Genomic DNA, 21,161 nt, shown 5'->3' on the forward strand with positions numbered 1-21,161 from the left:
CCTTGAATGGCTCAAGGATATGTTATAGAAATATAACATGTCAAGCCAATCGCGAGACGACAATGTTTTCAAGGCGCTGGCGCATCCGCGCCGGCGTGCGTTGCTGGACCGGCTGAAGGATGCGCCGCAGACCACCGGCATGTTGTGCGATGCCTTCCCCGACATGGACCGCTGCACGGTCATGCTGCACCTGAAGGTGCTGGAGGAGGCCGACCTGGTCGTGGCGCGGCGCGAGGGGCGCGAACGCTGGAACCATCTCAACGCGCTGCCGATCAAGCACATCCACGACCGCTGGATCAGTCAATATGCCACGCACGCGATCAGCATCCTCGACCGGCTGAAATCCGATCTTAAGGGATGAAAGGTTTGCCGAAGCCTGCCGATTTTCGGATCTTGAAAGCCTTGCGTGCCGGCAGCAATGGCGCGGCTGGACGAATTGAGCCGATTTATCTATAAGCCGGCCATTCCGACAGCGAGCGCCGTCCGTCCGTCAGGGACGCAGCAGGACGTTCTGAAATTTTGAATTCGAGCATTTTTGCAAGATGCCGGGTGGTTCACCAGGCGGCAGATGCTCTAGCCGAGAAGACGACAGGGGTGCCATGGCTGGCCATTCACAGTTCAAGAACATCATGCACCGCAAGGGCCGCCAGGATGCGGTGCGGTCTAAAATGTTTTCCAAGCTGGCGCGCGAAATCACCGTCGCCGCCAAGAGCGGCACGCCCGATCCATCGATGAACCCGCGCCTGCGCCTTGCGGTGCAGAACGCCAAGGCGGTGTCGATGCCGAAGGACAATATCCAGCGCGCCATCAACAAGGCGTCGATGGGCGATGCCGAGACCTACGAAGCCGTGCGCTACGAGGGTTACGGGCCAGGCGGCGTCGCGCTGATCGTCGAGGCGCTAACCGATAACCGCAACCGCTCGGCGTCGAATGTGCGCGCCGCCTTCACCAAGGCCGGCGGGGCGATGGGCGAGACCGGCTCGGTATCGTTCATGTGGGACCGCGTCGGCGAGATCTACTATCCGGCATCGGCCGGCAGCGCCGAGAAGGTGATGGACGCGGCGATCGAGGCCGGCGCCGACGATGTCCAGTCGGACGAGGACGGCCACACGATCTATTGCGCCTTCGAGAATCTCGGCGAAGTGTCGAAGGCGCTGGAAGGCGCGCTCGGCGAGGCTGAATCGGTGAAGCCGATCTGGAAGCCGCAGACCAATATCGCGGTCGACGAGGAGCGGGCACAATCGCTGATGAAGCTGGTTGCGACGCTCGAGGACGACGACGACGTGCAGAGCGTCTACGCCAATTTCGAGGTCGACGAGGAGACCTTGGCGAAGCTCAGCGCGGCATGATCCAACAGGCGCTGCCCACAGTCCGCATCACCTATTGCACCCAGTGCCAGTGGCTGCTCAGGGCCGGCTGGATGGCGCAGGAGCTGCTGTCGACCTTCGGCACCGATCTGGGCGAAGTGACGCTGGTGCCCGGCACCGGTGGCATCTTCACCATTTCCTGCAATGACACGCTGGTCTGGGACCGCAAGCGTGACGGCGGTTTTCCCGACGCCGCAAAGCTCAAGCAGCTGGTTCGCGACGTCATTGATCCGGATCGCGATCTCGGCCATGCCGATCGCAAGGGCCATAAGCCAAAAGACCCTGCCTGAAGGCCTTTTACGCTTCCATCCTGCATTCACCGCCATGCGAAGATGAAGCAGCCCAGCGCCAGGATGGCGGTGATGGTGCGGACATGGTTCCACATCACCCAGTCCTTGAGATAGGTGGCCCACACGGCGGCGCCGTTGGCGCTTGCCGGATCGACGGCGGCCAGGGCGTTGTTGAGCGGCACGTTGAACATCATCGTCACGATCGGGTTGCCGACGAGATAGATCAGGGCGCCGGCGAGGAGCCAGAATGCACCCGGTTGGCTCCAGCCGATAAGAGCGCCGGCGGCAAGGACAAGGCAGACCAGTCCGGTGCCGAAAAGCGCGGTCATGAATGCCGGCGTAATCACGGTGATGTTGATCGAATTCATGGCGGCGATGCCGCCTCCGGCAGGCAAGCGGGCGAGCGCCGGCATGATAAAGTTGGAGAAGGCGAAGAAAACGCCGCCGACAACGCCTGAGCCAATGGCAGCGACGAAGGTGAGGGTGGGAAGCAGTTTCATGATCATATCAGTTCCTCCGGTTTCGGGGTTCGAGCAATTTGATTGGCACGTCCACAAATGTGAATAATCCTCATGTTTGCAAAACGTGATAAACCCTCGTATTTTGCGAGTCAAGGCAATTTGTTGATTGTTCGTCTGGAGACAGTCATGGAAGGCACCGCTGCACCGGGTTCCCGCAACGAGCAGATCGCATCGCCGCGCCGGGCGCCGAGCCAGCAGCGCAGCCGCGAGCGGGTCGAGCGCATGCTGGCCGCCGCCTCGGCGCTGATCGCCGAGCAAGGCAGCGACGCCATGCGCATGGGCGAGGTGGCCGAGAGGGCCGGCGTGTCGATCGGCTCGGTCTACCAGTTCTTCCCCGACAAGAGGGCGATCATCTGGGCGCTGGCCGAACGCTACACCGCCGAAAGCCAGGCCTGCATTGCGGCAGCGCTAGCCGAGGTCAATGACGCCGACGGCCTGCGTCGGGCATTTTCGGAACTGGTGAATATCTACTACGGAATGTTCCTGGCGGAGCCGGTGATGCGCGACATCTGGTCGGGCACGCAGGCCGACAAGGCGCTACGCGAACTCGAGCTTGCCGATAGCCGGGCCAACGCCGAATTCCTTACAGCCGTGCTGAAACGGCTGCGGCCATCCGCCGATCCGGAAGCGCTGGAAACGACGGCGTTTCTCATCTGGCAGATGGGCGAGGCCGCAATGCGGCTGGCGATCTCGGTCGGGCGGCAAGAGGGCGACAGGCTGGTTGCCGCCTACAAGCGGATGGCGCTGCGCGAGCTGGTCGGCGAATAGGGCCGTATTTTCGCAATAAAAAACCCGCCACGAAGGCGGGTTTCTCGATCTGCGAAACGCCAATGCGGCTTAGAGGCCGAAGCCTTCGAAACGCTTCTTGAACTTCGACAGGCGGCCACCGCGGTCGAGCAGGGTCTGCTGGCCGCCAGTCCAGGCCGGATGGGTGGTGGGGTCGATATCGAGGTTCATCGTATCGCCTTCCTTGCCCCAGGTCGAACGGGTCATGTATTCGGTGCCGTCGGTCATGACGACCTTGATGGTGTGGTAGTCGGGATGGATATCGGTCTTCATGGGTCTGTTCCTGGCTTGCCGGGTGCTGCCGACGGGCTGAAGCCTGCGTCGATGCGCCCCTTTTTAAAACTCGAAGCCGCAGCTATTGAGGAGCCACGGCTTCTAAAACGGTCGGCGAGCCTATACATCAGCCGGAATTGAATCACAAGGCCGCGGCAAGCGCATATTGATGGCGCAAACCTCAAAGGGCCAAAGGAAACGGTCATGGCGAACATCAGCGGCGATGCAGACGAGCGCAGGCGCTCGCTGAGGCCGCTGCAGCGCCTGTTTCCCTACATCACCCATTACCGCAAAATGGTCATCGGCGCGATCGTCTCTCTGGCCGTCGCGGCGGCGACGACGCTGGCGCTGCCGCTGGCCGTGCGGCGGATGATCGACCACGGCTTTTCCGCCTCCGATTCCAGCTTCATTGCCGAATATTTCGCCATGCTGGTGGTGATGGCCGCCGTGCTGGCGGCGGCATCGGCCAGCCGCTACTATTTCGTCATCACGCTCGGCGAGCGCGTCGTTGCCGATATCCGCCGCGATGTCTTTGCCCACGTCACCACCCTGTCGCCCTCGTTCTTCGATACAGCCCAGTCGGGCGAGATCGTCTCGCGGCTCGCCGCCGACACGACACAGGTCAAATCGGCCGTCGGTGCCACCGCCTCGGTGGCTTTGCGCAACGTCATCCTCGGCCTTGGCGCCGTGGCGATGATGGTCTTCACCAGCCCAAAACTGTCCGGCCTGGTCATCGCGGCCATTCCGCTAATCGTGCTGCCGCTGGTCGCCTTCGGCCGCTCGGTGCGGCGCAAGTCACGGCTGGCGCAGGATACTCTGGCCAATGCCACCGCCTACGCCAGCGAGCAGATCGGCGCGGTGCGCACCCTGCAGGCCTTCACCAACGAGAAGCTTGTCACCGGGTATTTTTCATCCGCCGTGGAAGCAGCGTTCGAAGCGGCGCGGGCCTCGATCTTTGCCCGCTCCTTTCTCACCTTCTTCGCCATCTTTATGATCTTTTCGTCAGTCGTGGCGGTGCTGTGGTTCGGTTCGCGGGACGTGCTCGACGGCACGCTGTCGCCGGGCACGCTCGGTCAATTCCTGCTCTATTCGGTGTTCGCCGCCGGCGCGCTCGGTGCCCTGTCGGAGGTCTGGGGCGAACTGTCCCAGGCAGCGGGCGCTGCCGAACGGCTGACCGAGATCCTGGCCGAGAAACCCGCGATCCAGGCGCCCGCCGATCCGAAGCCGCTGCCGGCAAAGGCGAGAGGCGCGATCAGCTTCGACGATGTCTCCTTCTCCTATCCGGCCCGGCCCGACCGCGCCGCCGTCCATGGCCTGAGCTTTCAGGTCAAACCCGGTGAGACGGTGGCGATCGTCGGGCCATCCGGCGCCGGCAAGAGCACGGTGTTTTCGCTGCTTCTGCGCTTCTACGATCCGGAGGCCGGCAGGATCGTCATCGACGGGGTCGATCTGCGCGAGGCCGATCCGGCCGCGATCCGCGCGCGCATCGCCATCGTGCCGCAGGACGTCACCATCTTTGCCGCGAGCGCGCGCGACAATATCGGCTTTGGCCGACCTGGCGCCAGCCAGACCGAGATCGAGGCGGCGGCGAAGGACGCGCTTGCCGACGAGTTCATCCTGAAACTCGAAAAGGGCTATGACAGCCAGGTCGGCGAGCGCGGCGTGACGCTGTCGGGCGGCCAGCGCCAGCGCGTGGCGATCGCCCGCGCGATTCTGCGCGATGCGCCTATCCTGCTGCTCGACGAGGCGACCTCGGCGCTCGATGCCGAAAGCGAGACGCTGGTGCAGACGGCGCTGGACCGGCTGATGAAGGGCCGCACCACGATCGTCATCGCCCATCGGCTGGCAACCGTGCTGAAGGCCGATCGCATCCTGGTCATGGATGGCGGCCGCATCGTCGAGGAAGGCACGCATCAGAGCCTGGTCGCCAAGGGCGGCATCTATGCGCGGCTGGCCAAGCTGCAGTTCGATACCGGGGCGAATGCTTTCAGGGGCGCGGCGGAGTAGCATCGCTCCATCCCGATGAAATCGGGATGAGGCTCCATCTTCTTGTTTGACCATGATCTTTTCCGAAAACCGGCATCCACTTTTCGGGATCATGGTCCCCAGCGGCCGCCGGGATTCTTCAGCTACCGAAAGCTCGGCGTTTGCCGCGTCGATAGGCGATGAACAGGGGAACGCCGACAAGCAACGACAACAAAAGCATGCTGGCGACGGTCTGTCGCTGCTCCTTTGCCGGATCGCTGAGCTGCACATCGGCAGGCGGCTCTTCATAGGTAAAATCGTACTGCCAGCGAACCTGGTCTGCGACGTCATCGACGGTTTTCAGATAATCGGCAATCGCCTTGGCCGGTACTTCAGTCGCCAGCGTCTGAAAGTTCCATTCAACTTGCAATTCGGTGGGCGTGTTGGACCAGGACGCCTTGAGAGACAGATAGGGCGTCACGACGTTTTTCATCGACTCGCCGGAAAACCTCGCCTTGAGGTTGCGCACGGTCACCTTGTGGCGGCGGTAGAACTGGGGGCCGAGGGAGACGGGCCCGGTTCGTTCGACGATTGTCGGGGTTGGAAGAGAGTTGTTGCCGAGATCGGCCGCGCGGATCGGGAAATTCTTTGCCAGATCGTTGGCCGCCAGCGCCTCCGCCGGCAAGCGATAACTTTCCTTCACGCTCACTATGTTGCCGTCGCGCCGATCCACGATTTCCGGCTTGGCGATGGTTTGGATGCCCGGATATTGCTTGTTGTAGTATTTCAGGTAGGCGTCCGACACCTCGCTCAGCGACCGGCTGGCGAAATTGCCGCGCATCCAATCGGCATCGGCGTCCTCATATGTCGAGAAGACCGTCAGCACGAGGGAATCGCCCGGTTTCCGCGGAAAGTCGAATTCCTCGGCGATCTGGATCGATGGGCTGCTAAGCACAGGGCTCGGCATCTTCTCCAACCCGCCGGTGCTGGAAAGCGGCAGCGCGAAGCCGTAGTCAGGCTGTGCGAGATTGTGCGCCCTGCCGCCCTGAAGATAGTTCGTGGCGTCCAGCCAATATGTCTTTGCTCCGATCTTTGCCTTGACGATGGCATGGTCGAAATCGCGAAGCGCCGGCAGATGCTGGTCCAGAGCCCGCCCCTCGTCGAGATCGGCCAAGGCAACCTCGGCAGCAATGCCAAGCCGCACAAGCGACGAAACCAGCAGCAGGGCCTTGTCCTTGCAGTCACCGAACCCGCTCAGGATAACCGTCGCGGGATCACGTGGAACGTAGGAACCGGCACCCATCGACAGGCTTACATAGCGAATCTGGTCCTGCACCAACCGCATTGCCTCGACCATCCGGTCTTCGGGCACCGGATGCCGCAGAGCGATGTCGTCGAGCTTTGCGGCAAAAGCCGAGGGAAAAACGGTCGCTGGCTTGTAATAGGGCGCAACGGCATCGACCACACTTTGCCAATTCGCGGTAGACGCGACATCGATGGAGCCCCAGCCTGGATAGGTCACGGGCAGGTTATCCTCGACATTGACCGGTTTCGGGTTTGGAATTTCCCATAGATAGGTGGTGTCCGGCCCAGTCGGGGAGATTGAAGGCTTGAGTCGGGTTCCCCTTGTCTTGATCTGGAGCGGCTGGCCCGAAGGCCAAATGATGCTTGTGCGGATAAGCGCTACCGGCTCTTCCCATTCGGTGGAGAAATTCTTGAAGAAAAGGTCCTTGCCGACCAGCGGTGTTACTTCGTAGGTCGACCCGTAATCGACGATGTCGCCGGCACGCACGTCATCGATGTTGACATGTGCTGTCAGCCAGCCGTCGAAGACGCCTTTCTCGGCGTCTCTTTCCCTGCGGAAGATGTCGAATTGGACGCCTTCCAGCCGGTCCAAAACGGCACCATCGCGGATGATGTGAAGATGGTTGAGCGTGACCTTGTGCCGGGACGGATCGAACTGCAGATCGATACTCGCGCCACGATCCAGGCCGGGACGGTCGACGATTTTATAGACGGTGCGCGAGTACTCGACATAGCCGCCGGCGCGATGCTTGATCTGGTCGTCCGAGAGCAGCCATGAAACGCCATTCTTGATTTGATCCGATCGGGTGGGATCGGCAGCCGGAATATCAAGCTGCTTTACCCAGCTTTCTGCCGGACCCTTGAGAACCATGTCGTCGGACATGGCCGGAGAACTCAGGCCGATCAATAAGATGAAAAATACCAAGCGGGGCCAGAAAGACTTCATCCTATGAAAACTGTAACAGACAGACATCTACGCTCGCCCAACTTGGAAGAACTCCTTTTTCAGAGGCTTTCCCACCAAAGTAAAGGCCAGTTTCGCGGATTTCTGCAGTCACCGCGGCAAGAACCTGGAATAGACGAAGCGGCTCAGTTCCCGTACCGCTTCTTCAGATGGTCAGTGAAATGTGCGGCATCGAGCTTTTCGCCGGTAGCGCGTTCGAGCAGTTCCGGTGTCGACCAGCGCGAGCCTTGCGACCAGATCCTTTTGCGGCGCCAGTCGTTGATCGCGGCGAAATCTCCCTTGGCGAGGTCTTCGTCGGCTGAAGGATGATCCCTGGTCAGCGCCGCCCATTGCTGCGCCGCCATCATGGCGCCGAGCGTGTAGGAGGGGAAATAGCCGAAGGCGGCACCCGGCCAGTGGACGTCCTGCATCGGACCGTCAGCCGGATTGTCTGATGTCGACAGGCCGAGATAATCGCGCATCTTGGCATCCCAGGCTTCGGGCAGGTCGGCTGCTTCCAGCCGTCCCGAGACAAGCTCCTGCTCCAGTTCGTAGCGCAGGATGACGTGCAGCGGATAGGTGACCTCGTCGGCATCGACGCGGATCAGGCCGCGCTCGACCCGGTGTACATGCGGCAGGATGTCGTCGATCGTCCAGCTCTCGCCGAGGTGTCTTTCGACCACCGGCAGCGCCCAGCGCCAGAATTCTGGATTGCGGCCGATCTGCTTTTCGACGAACAGGCTCTGGCTTTCATGCACCGCCATGCCGCGCGCTCTGCCCAGAGGCCAGTGCGCCCACGCCTTCGGCAGGTTCTGCTCGTACAGCGCATGGCCGGTCTCGTGCAGCACGCCCATCAGCGCCGACAGGAAATCCGAGGTCTTGTAGCGGGTGGTGATGCGCACGTCGCTCGGCACGCCGCCGCAGATGGGATGGTGCGAAACCGACAGCGAGCCGTGGGTGAGGTCGAAGCCGACTGCCGCCATCATGGCGAGGCCGAGCTCGCGCTGCTTGTCCAAGGGGTAGGTGCCGGAAAGCGGCTTCAGCGGATGTTTCGCCAGCCGCTCTTCCTGCACGGCCAGTGCCTCCGGCACGAAGCCTTTCAGGAAGGTCTTCAACTCGGCAAACACAGGCGTGATGTCGGCGGTGCGATTGCCCGGATCATATTGCTCCATCAGCGCGTCGTAAGGCTCGAGCCCGAGCACCTCGGCGCGAAGGGCCGCCTCCTCGCGGACCAGCGCCACGACGCCTTCCAGCGCCGGCAGGAAGCCGGCCCAGTCGTTCTTGGCGCGCAGGTCGCGCCAGAGCTGCTCGGAGCGCATGCGCGCGGTCGTCTGGCGCTCGACGAACTCGACCGGCAGGCAGGTCAGGTTGGTGTATTGCCGGCGGAATTCCCTGACCGCGGCCTGCTGCTCTTCGTTCAGCGCCTCCTGCTCGGCCGCCGCGATCCAGTCGGCAATCTCCGGCGCAGTCGCCCGGGCATGGTGCATGCCGGCAAGCGCCGACATTGCCTCTGCGCGCTTCTCGCCGCCGCCGACCGCCATATGGGTCGCCTCGTCGGCGCCGAGGATGGCGAGGGCGTGTTCCAGCGCTTCGAGCTTGTGGCCGAGGTCGTCGAGTTTTTGAAAGGACATTGTGGGTTCCGCTGATTTGACGGCGGGAAAAGATACCAATGCAAAACCGTTGGCAACCCCGAAGCCGTCCGCGATCGACGCATCGACTGCCAGCTGCAACGGCCGAAAAGCATCTTGTGGAAGCGGTGGCGTGCGTGATCAATGTCGTCCGGCGGCGGCAGACCGCGATGCGGAGACGAAACATGATCGCCAATGTGCTGGTCGGGCTGGTGGCCGTGATCCACCTCTGCATCGTCTATCTTGAGATGGTGCTGTGGGACACGCCGCGCGGCCATATGGTATTCAGGCTGACGCCGGAATTCGCCAGTGCCTCGAAAGTGCTTGCTGCCAATCAGGGGCTTTACAACGGCTTTCTCGCAGCCGGGCTGATCTGGGGGCTTTACTTCGGCGAAGCCGGTTTCCAGTTCAAAGTCTTCTTCTTGCTCTGCGTCGCCATCGCCGGCCTTTACGGCGCAGCGACGGCGGGCCGTAAAATCCTGTTCATCCAGACAGTGCCGGCAGTGCTGGCGCTGATTGCGCTGGCGTTGGGCTAGCGCATGATCCCTGAACCGAAAGCTGGAAAAGGATCATGCGCAAAATCAATTGCCACAGCGCCGGGCACTGCGGCCGATTTCAGCCGCCTGGATAAGTTGGGCCATAGCCGTTGGGATAGTATCCGCCATCGGCGCCGTTGCCGATGAGGAAGGCGCTGCCGGTGTCAGCGCGCAGCTTTTGGCTGACATCGTCGAGCTGCGCCATCAACTGCTGATATTGCGTGCTCGGCATCGTTCCACGGCGGGCGGCCCTCTGGGCGGCCCGATCGAGTTGAGCGACCTGCGTGCGCAAGTCGCGCGCCTCGCCCGGCTCTAGCTTGTTCGCCCGGATGGCGCCCTGGATACCCGTCTCCACGCTCTGGATCTGATTGATCAAGGCCGTCGCACGCGGGCCGGCGTAAGCGCCAGCAAACGGAACGGCGAGGAGCAGTGTGGCGAGCGTAGCAGTCCTGAGATTCCTGGGAGCGAAGAAGCGCATGGTTGCGTCTCCTTTACTGGGGAAGGCGGTGGTTGGGAGGGTCCTGCCTTCCGGCCGCGGGCCGTCAGGTTCCGTCGCGTCGCGATGAGCGGTTCCACCGCCGGCGGTTCTCGGCCCATGACCAAGGCTAAAAGGCCATGGCGGCAAAGTGTAATTAAAAAAAGGTAATTTTTTTCAGCTCTTGCCGCTGCCGCACCAGTGCCCTAAATGCCGCCGACTTGAGCCGGCTCGACCTGGCCCGACCTGGCGCATGATACAAGCCAAAGGCCTGCAGATCACCGCTCGGTCAGCTTCAACTCGATGCGGCGGTTCTTGTTGCGCGCCTCTTCGGTATCGGCGGGGTCGAGCGGCTGGAATTCGCCGAAGCCGGCCGCGACCAGCCGGTTGGCCGGCACGCCGTTCTCGATCAGGAACTTGACCACCGACGTCGAGCGCGCCGTCGACAATTCCCAATTGTCGCGGTAGCGGCCGGTGCCGGAGAGCGGCTTGTTGTCGGTGTGGCCGTCGACGCGCAGCACCCAGTTGATCTCCGGCGGGATTTCCTTTTGCAATTCGATGATGGCATCGGCGAGCTTCTTCATCTCGACCTTGCCGGCATCGTTGATCACCTCGGAGCCGGTCGGGAAAAGTACTTCCGACTGGAAGACGAAGCGGTCGCCGACGATGCGGATGTTCTCGCGGTCGGCAAGAATTTCACGTAAGCGGCCGAAGAAATCGGAGCGGTAGCGGTTTAGCTCCTGCACGCGTTGCGCCAGTGCGACGTTGAGGCGGCGGCCGAGATCGGCGATCTTGGTGTTGGATTCGCGGTCGCGCGTTTCGGACACGTCGAGCGCTTGTTCGAGCGCTGCGATCTGCCTGCGCAGCGCCGAAATCTGCTGGTTGAGGATCTCGACCTGGCTCAGCGCCTGCTGGCTGATCTGGCGCTGGCTGTCGAGCTCGCCGGAAAGTGCCGTCGCGCGCTGGTTGGCGGCATCGCCGGCACCGGCGCCTTGCGCCAGCAATTGCTCGAGCCGGCTCTTTTCCGCCTCCGACGCGGACAGCGACGCCTGCAAATTGGCAAGGGTGTCCTCCTTGTCCTGCGTCGTCGAGCGCTCCAGCGCCAGAAGCTGGGTCAACTCGTTGATCTGCGAGTTGAGGCGGTTGAGCACCGTGTCCTTGCCGGAGATCTCGCGGCCGAGCAGGAACTGCGCCAGCACGAAAACCGTGAGCAGGAACATGATCGCCAACAGCAGCGTCGACAGCGCATCGACGAAGCCCGGCCAGTAATCGATGCGGCGGTCGGAGCGCCGGCCTCGTGCCAACGCCACGTCAATGCACTCCAGGCTTCTTCAAGGCGTCGGCGATCTTCTCCAGGGTGTTGCGCATCGCCTTCTGCTCGTCGGACTGGGCCTCGACCCAGTCGCGCATGATCTGCTGCTCCGAGCGCATGTTCTTGACTAGGCCGGAAATGCCGTCGGCGAGATTGGCCATGGCGGTGGCCACGCGCGGATTGGAGCCGCCGCCATTCTCCTGCAGGGTGCGCAGCTTTTCCGACAACAGCCGGATTTCCTCGGAGGGTTCGGTCTTGGCCGCGTCGGCAACGACGATGTCGGAGGACAGGTCGGTGACCGAGGATAGCCAGTTTTCGAGTTCGGTATAGAAGCGCGTCTGGGCACGGCCGGCCTGCAGGTCGAGGAAGCCGAGCACCAGCGAGCCGGAGAGGCCGAACAGCGAGGACGAGAAGGCGGTGCCCATGCCGGCCAACGGAGCGGAAAGCCCCTGCTTCAGGGATTCGAGCACGGCCGCGGCATCGCCGGTGCCGGGATCGAGCGACTCGATGGTTTCGCGGATCGAGCCGATCGTGTTGAGCAGGCCCCAGAAGGTGCCGAGCAGGCCGAGGAACACCAGCAGTCCGACAAGGTAGCGCGACGTGTCGCGGCTTTCGTCGAGGCGGGTGGCGATCGAATCCAGCATGGTGCGCATCGAACTGGTCGAGAAAGCAATCGTCGAGGAGCGGCCGATCATCGCCTTCATCGGCGCCAGCAACACCGGTTCGGTGGTTTCGGAACCGGCGCGGAACGAGTTGACCCAGCGCACCTCGCGGAACAGCCGGCCGACCTGGACGAAGGCCAGCAGGATGCCGACCGCCAGCACGCCGATGATCAGGCCGTTGAGGCCGGGATTGGTGACGAAGGCGGTCGAGATCTGGCGGGTCAGGATGGCGGCGATGAAGGCCACGATGAACAGAAAGATCACCATGGTCAGCAGAAACACCTGCGGGCTCGACAATTTGTGCGGGTCGTAGATCAGAACGTCGGAGCGCCTGCCCATGCCGAAGGATCTGAGAAGAGTCATCCGTGCCCCGTTTCCGATGCCGTCGCCGCCGATCAATTTGTGTTTGCGACTCTAAACGGAATTGTGACGAAATTGAATGGCGCTTGGCAATATTGCCACTGTCCGCGACCGGAGGTCAAAGCCGGTTGATGACCAGGCAGTCGACCATGGCGGCCAGATGCAGGCCGGCGCCGGTGACGACAAAGCCATGCCACAGCGCATTGTGGAAACGCAGGCCCTTCCAGGCGAAGAAGATCACGCCACAGGAGTAGACGATGCCGCCGGCAACGATGAGCGCGATCGATGTCGCCGGCAGCGTCCGCACGAGCGGCTCCACCAGAACGATGCCGCTCCAGCCGATAGCCAGATAAAACACGATCGCCAGCCGGTCGAAACGGCCGGGAAGAAAGACCTTGATGGCGATGCCGACCGCCGCGGCGGTCCAGACCAGGACGATCATGGAAACGGCCTGCGGCGAGCCGCCGAGCTGGGCTAGGAAAGGCGTGTAGGTGGCAGCGATCAGCAGATAGATCGCGGCATGGTCGAAGCGCCGCAATATCCATTTTGCCGGCGACGACACCGGCCAGACATTGTAGGCCAGCGAAACCGACAGCACGGTGAGCAGCGAGACTACATAGAAGGCGGCGGCGACGTATTCGCCGGGGCCGGTTCGATAGGCGGCCAGTGCCAGCAGCGTCGAGCCGGCAGCGATCGCCAGCACGATGCCCACGGCGTGGACAATGCCGTCGGCGATGATCTCGGCGCGCGAGTAATGCCAGCGCCCCATAAAGGGAATGTCGAGCTGGGAGAGTTCGCTCTGGGGTTGGGGCCGGCTGTTCGTCATCGATGATCCTGCGCCACCTTATCTGGGCGGCCGCGGGACAGTATTTCAAGCTTTGGTTGCGGTTTTGCGACTGCGGCGGTTCAGCGCGGCGTGCCTGTATCAGCCGGCTGAGAGTGGCCTTTTGATAGTCTTCAACAGCGCGCGCTGGATGAGTTCGTTGCCGGCGACCAGTGAACCGGCGTTCAGCACATCCTGTCCCCCGGCGAAATCGGAGACGAAACCGCCCGCCTCGCGGATCAGCAAAATGCCGGCGGCGACATCCCAGGCCGACAGGCCGGTTTCCCAGAACCCGTCCATGCGGCCGGCGGCGACGTAGGCGAGATCGAGCGAGGCGGAGCCGAGACGGCGGACGCCAGAGACCTCGGCCATGACATTGCGCAACTCGATGAGGAAATTGCCGTGCTGGCCACGCCCGAGATGCGGCATGCCGCAGCCGATCACCGCATCGACCAGCTTGGTGCGGCCGGCGACGCGCAGCCGGCGGTCGTTCATGAAAGCGCCGCCGCCGCGCTCGGCGGTATAGAGCTCATCCATCGCCGGATTGTAGACGACGCCGGCGACGATCTGGCCCTGGCGCTCCAGCGCGATCGAAACGGCAAAGAGCGGAATGCCGTGCAGGAAATTGGTGGTGCCGTCGAGCGGGTCGACGATCCAGCGGTGCTGGCCGTCGTCGCCCTCGATCACGCCGCGTTCCTCCATCAGGAAGGCGTAGCCGGGCCGCGCCTTGGAGAGTTCGGCAAAGACGATGTCTTCGGCCTTGCGGTCGGCCTGGCTGACATAGTCGCCCGGCCCCTTCATCGAGACCTGCAGGTTCTGCACTTCGCCGAAGTCACGCGACAGCGAGCGGCCGGCCTTCATTGCGGCCTGGACCATGACATTGAGGATCGCGGAACGCGCCATTGCTGTTCTTCCTGTCGCTGCGCCTATTTGCCTTGACGCATCATCTTATCCAAAAAGTCTGCAACTCTTTGGGATCACGCCTTAGTCGGCGCGGCGCACGTAAGTGATTTCGTTGGTATCGACGATGATGCGCTCGCCCGAGCCGATGAACGGCGGCACCAGCACGCGGATGCCGTTTTCGAGTATCGCCGGCTTGTAGGACGAGGCTGCCGTCTGGCCCCTCACCACCGGGTCGGCCTCGGTGATGGTCAGCGTCACCTGGTCGGGCAGCGAAATGCCGATCGGCCTTTCGTCATAGAGCTGGACCGTCACCATCATGCCGTCCTGCAGGAAGGCGGCGCGATCGCCGACGAACTCCTTTTGCAATTCGAGCTGCTCGTAGCTTTCGGTGTCCATGAACACCAGCGCGTCCCCCTGCTCGTAGAGGAAAGAAAAATCCTTCAGATCGAGCCGGATCTGCTCGACCGTCTCGGCCGAACGGAAGCGCTCGTTGAGCTTGGTGCCGTTGATCAGGTTCTTGAGTTCGACCTGGTTGTAGGCGCCGCCCTTGCCGGGCTTGACGGTGTTGGTCCTGACCGCCACCCAAAGGCCGCCATCGTGCTCGATGACGTTGCCGGGACGGATTTCGTTGCCATTGATCTTGGCCATGGTGAGGTGATCCGGAAATGAGATGATCGCCGCAAAGGGCAATTTGGCGCCTCCAAGACCACAAATCGCCAGCAGAGGCAAGGAGCGCCTTCCGATGAAGCGGGAACGAAGCTGGCCCGGCAGCGCGGCGTGGCGGCCTCAGTCCGTCCTGACAGTCGCGGTGACGGCCTCGGTCACTGCGTCGGCGACCTCTCTCAAAAGATGCAGGTGCGGCGAACGCAGGACGACAATTCGCAGCGACAGCTCGAGGCCGGGAGCGTCGACCAGGGCAATGCCCTGCGGCAGCTTTTCCCGCAGCAGCCGCCTGGGCAGCAGGCCAAGGCCTTGGCCTCGACGAACCCAGTCGATCTGCAGCGCGCTGTCCTGAATCTCGGCGCCGACAGTCAATCTGTTCCCGCCCTCAGCAAGGGCAGCCGTCAGCCGCCGGCGCGCGTCGCAAGGCTCAGGGCTGAGGATCCAGGGCATGGTCTTGACGTCGGCTTGCCGGACAGTGCTTTCGGCAGCGATGACGCCGAGGGCCTCGGTTCCGACAACGCCGTCGCCAGCTTTGGAATTGCTGCCGTCCAGGATGACGGCGAGGTCAAGCTGTCCGCGCTTGTGCTGGTCGGCCAACTCAAGGCTCCAGCCGCTCTTCAGACGCAGCGAGACCTTCGGAAACCGGGCCACGGCATCACCAATGGCGGCGGCCACGGCTTTGTCGCAAAGTCCATGCGCGAGGCCGAGCCGCAGCAGGCCCTCCGGCTCGTCGCCCTTGGCGAATGATCTCAGCGCGGCGACGGCGGCGAGAATTTCCTTGCCGCGTGCCAGCACCTCTACGCCGGCCGGGGTCAGTCGCGACGGCTTTAGCCGGCGGTCGAGCAATTCCGTGCCGAGCATCTCCTCCAGCCGCTGGATCTGGCGGGTGACGGCCGGCTGCGTCAATGGCAGGCGTTGCGCCACCTTCTGAATCGAACCCTCCTCGGCAAAGAGGGCCAGTGTTTTCAGTTCTTCAAGCACGACACACCCGAACATGTCATAGAAGCATAATTATCCTGAACATTATGAATTTGAAATCCGATGGATGGCAAGCGATTTTCTTCCGGCAGGACCCCAGCTGGAAAGGAACGACGATGAAGGCGATCGAATTGCAGAGCCCGGGCGGCCTCGAGAACCTCAGAATGGTCGAGCGGCCGATGCCTGAGCCAGGGCGCCAGGAGATGATTGTGAAGGTCAAGGCGACGGCGCTGAACTACCGCGATGCCGAGATCGTTCGCGGCAGCTATCACACGAAGTTTGCATTGCCGCTGGTGCCGCTGTCGGACGGCGTCGGCGAAGTCGTTGCCATCGGCGCCGAGGTCAGCCGGTTCAAGATCGGCGACCGGGTCTGCGCCACGTTCTGGCAGCGCTGGGTCGGCGGCAGTTTCGCCATGGCCGAGCCATCCTATCAACGCGGCGGCCCAATCGACGGGCTGCTCAGCGAATTTGCCCGGCTCGACGAACAGGCGGCGGTGCTGGCGCCGGCCAATCTGAGCGACCTCGAAGCGGCGACGCTGCCATGCGCCGGCGTGACGGCATGGCACGCGCTGTTTACGGAGGGCAGCGTCAAACCCGGCGACACCGTGCTTTGCCTCGGCACCGGCGGCGTTTCGCTGTTTGCGGTGCAGTTCGCCGCCGCTGCCGGGGCGCGCGTCATCGTGACGTCGAGCAGCGACGAGAAGCTTGCGCGGGCAAAGCAACTTGGCGCGCAGGATGGCGTGAACTATCGCAGCGTCCCCGATTGGGCATCGGCCGTGCTGGGATTAACGGATGGCCGCGGCGCCGACCATATCATCGAGGTTGGCGGACCGCAGAGTTTTGCACAATCGCTGAGGGCAGCGGCGCGCGGCGCCCAGATCAACGTCATCGGCTATCTCGGCGGCAGTGACGGCGCCATCAACCCGCTCGACATCTTCCGCCGGCAGGTCCGGGCGCGAGGCATACCGGTGGGCTCACGCGAATCCTTCGAGGCGATGAACCGCGCCATTGTCGTCAACCGGTTGAGACCGGTGATCGACCGGGTCGTGCCATGGAGCCGGGCCGCCGAAGCCTTTCGGTACCTTGAACACGGCTCTCCCTTCGGCAAGGTCGTGCTCGATCATACGCAATGAGTCCGCCTGATGAGCCTGGTGCAATGAGTCGCGAGACCGCGGTCAGGGCAGGCGGTTGGCCCGTTGCAGCGCCTGCTGCGTCTGCTCGTCGGTCAGGCCCTGCAGGAAATCGTCCATCTCTTGGTCGATGAGCCCGGCGCGGCGGGCGACAACATACCAGGCGCCGGCGAGGATCAGATCCGGGTCGGTGCCGATGCCGTTCATGTAGAGCTTGGCGAGACGGTTCTGGGCGGCGACATTGCCGCCCTCGGCGGCCTGCTTCATCCAGTTGAAGCCGGATTTCAGGTCGCGGGCGCCGCCGCGCCCCTCGATCATCCAGGTTGCGAGATCGATCTGTGCCGTGTCGTAGTTCTGCCGCGCGGCCTGTGCCAGCAGGCCGCGGGCGCGGACATCGTCGCGCGGCTTGCCGCCGGCGCCATTGGCGTAGACCTGTGCCATCGCATATTGTGCGTCGGCAAGCCCGGTCGCGGCAGCGCGCTCGTAATAGGACACGGCTTTGGCAATACCGGCATCGCCGGGCTCCTGTTCGACCATCAGCTGCGCAAAATTGAACTGCGCCAGGCGGTTGCCGGCCTCGGCGGCGGCCTGCATCAGCGCATAGGCTTCCTTCTCGTCCTTTTTGACGTAGCGGCCGTCGAGCAGCATCAGCGCATACTGGAATTGCGATTCCGGCACGCCCTGCTCGGCGGCAAGCGCATACCACTTCGCCGCCCCTGCCGCGTCGACCGGCACGCCGAGGCCGCGCGACAATATCTCGGCCACCAGCGTCTGTGCCGCCGGATCGCCGTTTTGAGCGCGCGAAAGCGCAAGGTTGTAGGCCGTCTTGTAGAGCCCGCGCTGAAAGGCGCCGTAGGCAGCGTCGGACGGCTTTGCGCCGAAGCGGTCGGGGTTGATGGTATCGGCCGACGGCAACGGGGCGGTGGTGGCGGGCTGCGGCAATTGTGCGGCGATGGGCTTGTCGGCAGGTTCGCTGGAATCCGGCCTGGGCTGCGGCAGCGGAACGGGTTCCGCCGCTATCGCCTGCGTCACGGCCGTTGCAAGAAAGGCGCTGAAAAGGATTTTCCGCGAGAGCACGTCAGTCCTCGAAGCGCGGCGCGGTTTCGTCGAGCAGCGCGTTGGCGGCGGCGACCGCCATCTTCGGATCGACGCCGTCGGTGAAAACGGCGCTGGACAGCGCCACGAATTCAGCGCCGGTGGCGGCGACCGCTTCCACCGAGGCAAGATCCGATCCGGCCATGACGATGCAGGGGATCTGGATGACGTCCGCCCACCATTGCCCGAGCGACAGGTTGCGGGGGTGCGGCTCAGGCTTGTTGTCGTAACCGAAACGGCCGAAGAAAATGTAATCAGGCCTGACCTCGCCGAGTTCCAGCGCATCGTCGCGGGTCTTAGCGCCGCCGGTGCCGACCATCATCCTGGCCTGGAAGTGTTCGATCGTTTCGGCGAGCTCGTCCTTGCCGACCTCGACATGGATGCCGTCGGCCTGGACACGGCCGGCGATGCGGGTGTCGCCGGCAATGATGACGGCAATGCCGGCCGCTTGCGCCACCGGCACGATCTGTTCGGCAAAGGCTTGGAAAGAGGCCTCGTCCATACCGTTTTCCGGCAGAATGAGCGAGGCGACGTCACCGCCGTCGAAGGCCGCGGCGATGCGCTCGGCCGGCACGTTCGGCGGCGCGATCAGCACGATACGGCAGCGGTTGGGCGGCGTTGCGTCATTCATTGGTGTTCGATCCCGGTTATCGCCTATGCCGGGCGAAGATGGTTGCATTGCGGCATAGAGCAAAGTGCGGGGATTGAACAGGCGGCAGGGGGATCACGATTGCCGTCAATGATTCCATAGGGCTCGGCGCATGACTGCCGTTGGCCGAAATTCTCCTCGCCTGGTCGCTTGCGGCCCTACGCAGGCACCTTCGATTTCCACAGCGACCAGCCGAGATTCGTGCCGGCCGCGGCGACCAGGATGGCGGCGGCGCCGACGATCTGCGCCGGATGCAGCCGATGGCCGAAGGCGACGACATCGACGAGGATGGCGACGACGGGATAGATGAAGGACAGCGATCCCTGCAGATGCGTCGGCAGCTTCTGGATGGCGCCGTACATGAGGATGTACATCAGACCGGTATGGACGATGCCGAGTGTCGCCAGCATGACCCAGCTCCGCGCATCGACGGGAAGGTGGGTGAGATTGGCGAAGGGTGCCAGCATGAGAACGCCGACGCAGACCTGGATCAGGGCGATCAGGTGCGGCGGCGTGCCTTTGAGCTTCTTGGTGACGATAGCCGCAACGGCCCAGAAGAAAGCCGCGGCCAGCGCCATCGCAATGCCGGTAAAGTAATCCGTACCATGATCGCCTGCATCGGGCGCGGCCTGCACGATCAGCAGCATGCCGGCGAAGGCGATGCCGAGCCAGGTCAGCTTGGTCACCGTCAGCCGTTCGGAGAAGAAGAGCGCGCCAAAACCCACCAGCATAAAGGGCTGCGTATTGTAGACAGCCGTGGCGATCGAGATCGACGCGCGGGAAAACGCGCTGAACAGCAACAGCCAGTTGATAACGATGGCAGCACCGCCGAGCGCCGCGATCGCGACAATGCGAAGCGACAGCCTGCCGCGCAGCAGTCCCAGCGCCGCGCAGATGATCAGCAGCGTTACCGCCCCGAAAGCACAGCGCCAGAACACCACGTCCATGATGGGTTGGCCGGAAAGCACGACGAACCAGCCGATCGTGCCGAGGATCGCCATCGCCGCCGTCATTTCGATCGTGCCGCGTACCGTGTTGTCCATGGATGCTCCTGAAATCCGTTGAGATTTTATAATCCCACAGCGGATCGGGTCTTTCCATCACTTCTAGTTGGTGATATGCATGATGAACCTCATTAAATTAGGTAAACATCGGCTTTTTCTTGGAATTGTAAAATGCTGGACGAGCTCGACAGAAAGCTCCTCGATATCCTGGTCAAGGATTCACGGACCTCGCTGAAGGAACTGGCGCTGCAGGTCGGGCTGTCGTCGCCAAGCGTTTCGGAGCGGCTTCGGCGGCTAGAGGATCGCGGCGTCATCCGCGCGTTCACCATCGACATCAATCCGCAGGCGCTCGGCTACGCCTTGCAGGCGATCGTTCGCATCCGGCCATTGCCGGGCAAGCTGCACATCGTCCAGAAGCTGATCGAGGAAATCCCGGAATTCGGCGAATGCGACAAGGTGACGGGCGATGACTGCTTCGTTGCCCGGCTGTTCGTCCGCTCGATCGGCGAGCTCGACGGGATTCTCGACCGCATCGCCGACAAGGCCGAAACCAGCACGGCCATCATCAAGGCGCAGCCGATCCGGAGACGCCCGCCACCGCTCGACATGCCAAACATGTGACGGGTTCGGTGGCGTGGCCCAAGTATTTGCGGTCGCGGTCCGATCATTTCTGGTTTATTCCAGAGATCACTTTCCCTCCAGCGTCCTTTCCCATGTCAGGCCTGCTCGTCGATCCCTGGTTCTATGCCGCGGCCATTCCGGCCGTCATCCTCGTCGGCCTGTCGAAAGGCGGCTTCGGCGGCGCCGTCGGCTTTGTCGGCGTGCCGTTGATGGCGCTGACCATGCCGCCGGTTCAGGCTGCCGCAATTCTTCTGCCAATTCTGTGCCTGATGGACATTGTCTCGGTGTGGACGTGGTGGGGCATCTTCGACCGCAAGATGCTGGCCGACATGATGCCGGGCGCCGTGATCGGCATCGCCCTTGGCTGGCTGACGGCGGCACTTGTAACCGAAGAGATGGTGCGGCTGATCGTCGGCGCGGTTGCCCTGATCTTCGTGCTGCGCTGGCTCTATTTGCAACTCCGCCACGGTGCCGGCCACGCGACGGAGCCCAACCGCGTCGCTGCGGGCTTCTGGGGTACTGTTGCCGGGTTCACCAGCTTCGTCGCCCATGTCGGCGGCCCGCCTTTTCAGGTCTATGCGCTGCCGATCAGGCTCGATCCGAAGGTGCTGTCGGGCACCGCGGCGATCTTTTTCGCCGTTACCAATGCGCTGAAGCTCATCCCTTATTTCGCGCTCGGCCAGTTCGATACCACCAATTTGACCGCGTCGGCGGTGCTGATGCCGCTGGCGCCGCTGTCGACAATCGCCGGCGCCTGGCTGGTGCGGCGGATGCGGCCGGAGCTGTTCTATCCCTTCACCTATGCGACCGTGGCAGTCGTCGCGGTCAAGCTTCTGTGGGACGGCATCGCCGGCCTCCTGTAAGACGGCGGC

The 21,161-nt window shown here is 63.0% G+C and carries 23 protein-coding genes; 9 read left to right on the forward strand and 14 right to left on the reverse strand.

Annotated features, from left to right (window positions below; translation table 11 throughout):
* Positions 1–37 precede the first annotated feature (37 nt).
* The 3 genes from NKJ73_RS12370 (at position 38) to NKJ73_RS12380 (ending at position 1,657) form a co-directional block, all read left to right on the forward strand.
* On the forward strand, positions 38–361 hold the full coding sequence (locus NKJ73_RS12370) for an ArsR/SmtB family transcription factor (protein WP_352569576.1): 324 nt from the start codon (positions 38–40) through the stop codon (positions 359–361).
* Positions 362–599: 238 nt separating this feature from the next.
* A complete protein-coding gene (locus tag NKJ73_RS12375; RefSeq protein ID WP_352540320.1) occupies positions 600–1,349 on the forward strand; it encodes a YebC/PmpR family DNA-binding transcriptional regulator in 750 nt (249 codons plus the stop codon).
* Complete coding sequence (locus tag NKJ73_RS12380) at positions 1,346–1,657, forward strand: Rdx family protein (RefSeq protein WP_352569577.1); 312 nt, start codon at positions 1,346–1,348, stop codon at positions 1,655–1,657. Before NKJ73_RS12375 ends, NKJ73_RS12380 begins: the two co-directional genes overlap by 4 nt.
* Positions 1,658–1,683: 26 nt before the next feature.
* On the opposite strand, the gene NKJ73_RS12385 is transcribed toward NKJ73_RS12380, so the two are convergent.
* Positions 1,684–2,163, reverse strand: a complete 480-nt coding sequence (locus NKJ73_RS12385; RefSeq protein ID WP_352569578.1) for an anthrone oxygenase family protein — start codon at positions 2,161–2,163, stop codon at positions 1,684–1,686.
* A 141-nt stretch (positions 2,164–2,304) separates the two neighbouring features.
* Between NKJ73_RS12385 and NKJ73_RS12390 the strand changes: the two genes are divergently transcribed.
* Positions 2,305–2,946 carry a TetR family transcriptional regulator gene (locus NKJ73_RS12390; RefSeq protein WP_352569579.1) on the forward strand — a complete coding sequence of 214 codons (642 nt, stop codon included), beginning with the start codon at positions 2,305–2,307 and terminating at the stop codon, positions 2,944–2,946.
* 69 nt (positions 2,947–3,015) lie between these two features.
* Here the strand turns inward: NKJ73_RS12390 and rpmE are convergent, their stop codons facing one another.
* Positions 3,016–3,237: a 50S ribosomal protein L31 gene (gene rpmE / locus NKJ73_RS12395; RefSeq protein WP_006327661.1), complete on the reverse strand. Its 222-nt coding sequence runs from the start codon at positions 3,235–3,237 to the stop codon at positions 3,016–3,018.
* Between the two features lie 204 nt (positions 3,238–3,441).
* On the opposite strand from rpmE, the gene NKJ73_RS12400 reads away from it, so the two are divergent.
* Entirely contained in the window at positions 3,442–5,244 is a 1,803-nt protein-coding gene (locus tag NKJ73_RS12400) for an ABC transporter transmembrane domain-containing protein (protein ID WP_352569580.1), read from the forward strand.
* A 118-nt stretch (positions 5,245–5,362) separates the two neighbouring features.
* On the opposite strand, the gene NKJ73_RS12405 is transcribed toward NKJ73_RS12400, so the two are convergent.
* Both NKJ73_RS12405 and NKJ73_RS12410 read right to left on the reverse strand, forming a co-directional pair.
* Positions 5,363–7,390 (reverse strand): DUF3857 domain-containing protein, encoded by a 2,028-nt coding sequence (locus NKJ73_RS12405; RefSeq protein ID WP_352569581.1) that lies wholly within the window; start codon positions 7,388–7,390, stop codon positions 5,363–5,365.
* A 206-nt stretch (positions 7,391–7,596) separates the two neighbouring features.
* Positions 7,597–9,081: a carboxypeptidase M32 gene (locus NKJ73_RS12410; RefSeq protein ID WP_352569582.1), complete on the reverse strand. Its 1,485-nt coding sequence runs from the start codon at positions 9,079–9,081 to the stop codon at positions 7,597–7,599.
* Positions 9,082–9,263: 182 nt separating this feature from the next.
* On the opposite strand from NKJ73_RS12410, the gene NKJ73_RS12415 reads away from it, so the two are divergent.
* Positions 9,264–9,614, forward strand: a complete 351-nt coding sequence (locus tag NKJ73_RS12415; protein WP_352569583.1) for a DUF1304 domain-containing protein — start codon at positions 9,264–9,266, stop codon at positions 9,612–9,614.
* A 79-nt stretch (positions 9,615–9,693) separates the two neighbouring features.
* Here NKJ73_RS12415 and NKJ73_RS12420 read toward each other — a convergent pair whose 3' ends face one another.
* The 7 genes from NKJ73_RS12420 to NKJ73_RS12450 form a co-directional block, all read right to left on the reverse strand.
* Entirely contained in the window at positions 9,694–10,092 is a 399-nt protein-coding gene (locus NKJ73_RS12420; protein ID WP_352569584.1) for a hypothetical protein, read from the reverse strand.
* Positions 10,093–10,367: 275 nt separating this feature from the next.
* The gene (locus tag NKJ73_RS12425; protein ID WP_023678020.1) at positions 10,368–11,399 is read right to left on the reverse strand and encodes a peptidoglycan -binding protein; all 1,032 of its coding nucleotides are present in this window, start codon (positions 11,397–11,399) and stop codon (positions 10,368–10,370) included.
* Between the two features lies 1 nt (position 11,400).
* Positions 11,401–12,426 carry a MotA/TolQ/ExbB proton channel family protein gene (locus tag NKJ73_RS12430; RefSeq protein ID WP_023678019.1) on the reverse strand — a complete coding sequence of 342 codons (1,026 nt, stop codon included), beginning with the start codon at positions 12,424–12,426 and terminating at the stop codon, positions 11,401–11,403.
* A gap of 115 nt (positions 12,427–12,541) precedes the next feature.
* On the reverse strand, positions 12,542–13,249 hold the full coding sequence (trhA, locus tag NKJ73_RS12435; protein WP_352569585.1) for a PAQR family membrane homeostasis protein TrhA: 708 nt from the start codon (positions 13,247–13,249) through the stop codon (positions 12,542–12,544).
* A 99-nt stretch (positions 13,250–13,348) separates the two neighbouring features.
* On the reverse strand, positions 13,349–14,149 hold the full coding sequence (locus tag NKJ73_RS12440; RefSeq protein WP_023678017.1) for an inositol monophosphatase family protein: 801 nt from the start codon (positions 14,147–14,149) through the stop codon (positions 13,349–13,351).
* Positions 14,150–14,230: 81 nt separating this feature from the next.
* Entirely contained in the window at positions 14,231–14,797 is a 567-nt protein-coding gene (gene efp, locus NKJ73_RS12445; RefSeq protein WP_023678016.1) for an elongation factor P, read from the reverse strand.
* A gap of 138 nt (positions 14,798–14,935) precedes the next feature.
* On the reverse strand, positions 14,936–15,793 hold the full coding sequence (locus NKJ73_RS12450; protein WP_198023577.1) for a LysR family transcriptional regulator: 858 nt from the start codon (positions 15,791–15,793) through the stop codon (positions 14,936–14,938).
* Positions 15,794–15,906: 113 nt separating this feature from the next.
* Between NKJ73_RS12450 and NKJ73_RS12455 the strand changes: the two genes are divergently transcribed.
* Entirely contained in the window at positions 15,907–16,923 is a 1,017-nt protein-coding gene (locus NKJ73_RS12455) for a zinc-dependent alcohol dehydrogenase family protein (protein ID WP_352569586.1), read from the forward strand.
* A gap of 42 nt (positions 16,924–16,965) precedes the next feature.
* Here the strand turns inward: NKJ73_RS12455 and NKJ73_RS12460 are convergent, their stop codons facing one another.
* The 3 genes from NKJ73_RS12460 to NKJ73_RS12470 form a co-directional block, all read right to left on the reverse strand.
* Positions 16,966–17,997 (reverse strand): tetratricopeptide repeat protein, encoded by a 1,032-nt coding sequence (locus NKJ73_RS12460; protein ID WP_023678013.1) that lies wholly within the window; start codon positions 17,995–17,997, stop codon positions 16,966–16,968.
* 1 nt (position 17,998) lies between these two features.
* Positions 17,999–18,646: a thiamine phosphate synthase gene (locus tag NKJ73_RS12465; RefSeq protein WP_352569587.1), complete on the reverse strand. Its 648-nt coding sequence runs from the start codon at positions 18,644–18,646 to the stop codon at positions 17,999–18,001.
* A gap of 176 nt (positions 18,647–18,822) precedes the next feature.
* A complete protein-coding gene (locus tag NKJ73_RS12470; protein ID WP_352569588.1) occupies positions 18,823–19,707 on the reverse strand; it encodes a DMT family transporter in 885 nt (294 codons plus the stop codon).
* Between the two features lie 132 nt (positions 19,708–19,839).
* Between NKJ73_RS12470 and NKJ73_RS12475 the strand changes: the two genes are divergently transcribed.
* Positions 19,840–20,289 carry an Lrp/AsnC family transcriptional regulator gene (locus NKJ73_RS12475; protein WP_352569589.1) on the forward strand — a complete coding sequence of 150 codons (450 nt, stop codon included), beginning with the start codon at positions 19,840–19,842 and terminating at the stop codon, positions 20,287–20,289.
* A 92-nt stretch (positions 20,290–20,381) separates the two neighbouring features.
* Entirely contained in the window at positions 20,382–21,152 is a 771-nt protein-coding gene (locus NKJ73_RS12480) for a sulfite exporter TauE/SafE family protein (protein ID WP_352569590.1), read from the forward strand.
* Positions 21,153–21,161 lie beyond the last annotated feature (9 nt).

Source organism: Mesorhizobium sp. M0074, assembly GCF_040322975.1.
GTDB lineage: Bacteria > Pseudomonadota > Alphaproteobacteria > Rhizobiales > Rhizobiaceae > Mesorhizobium.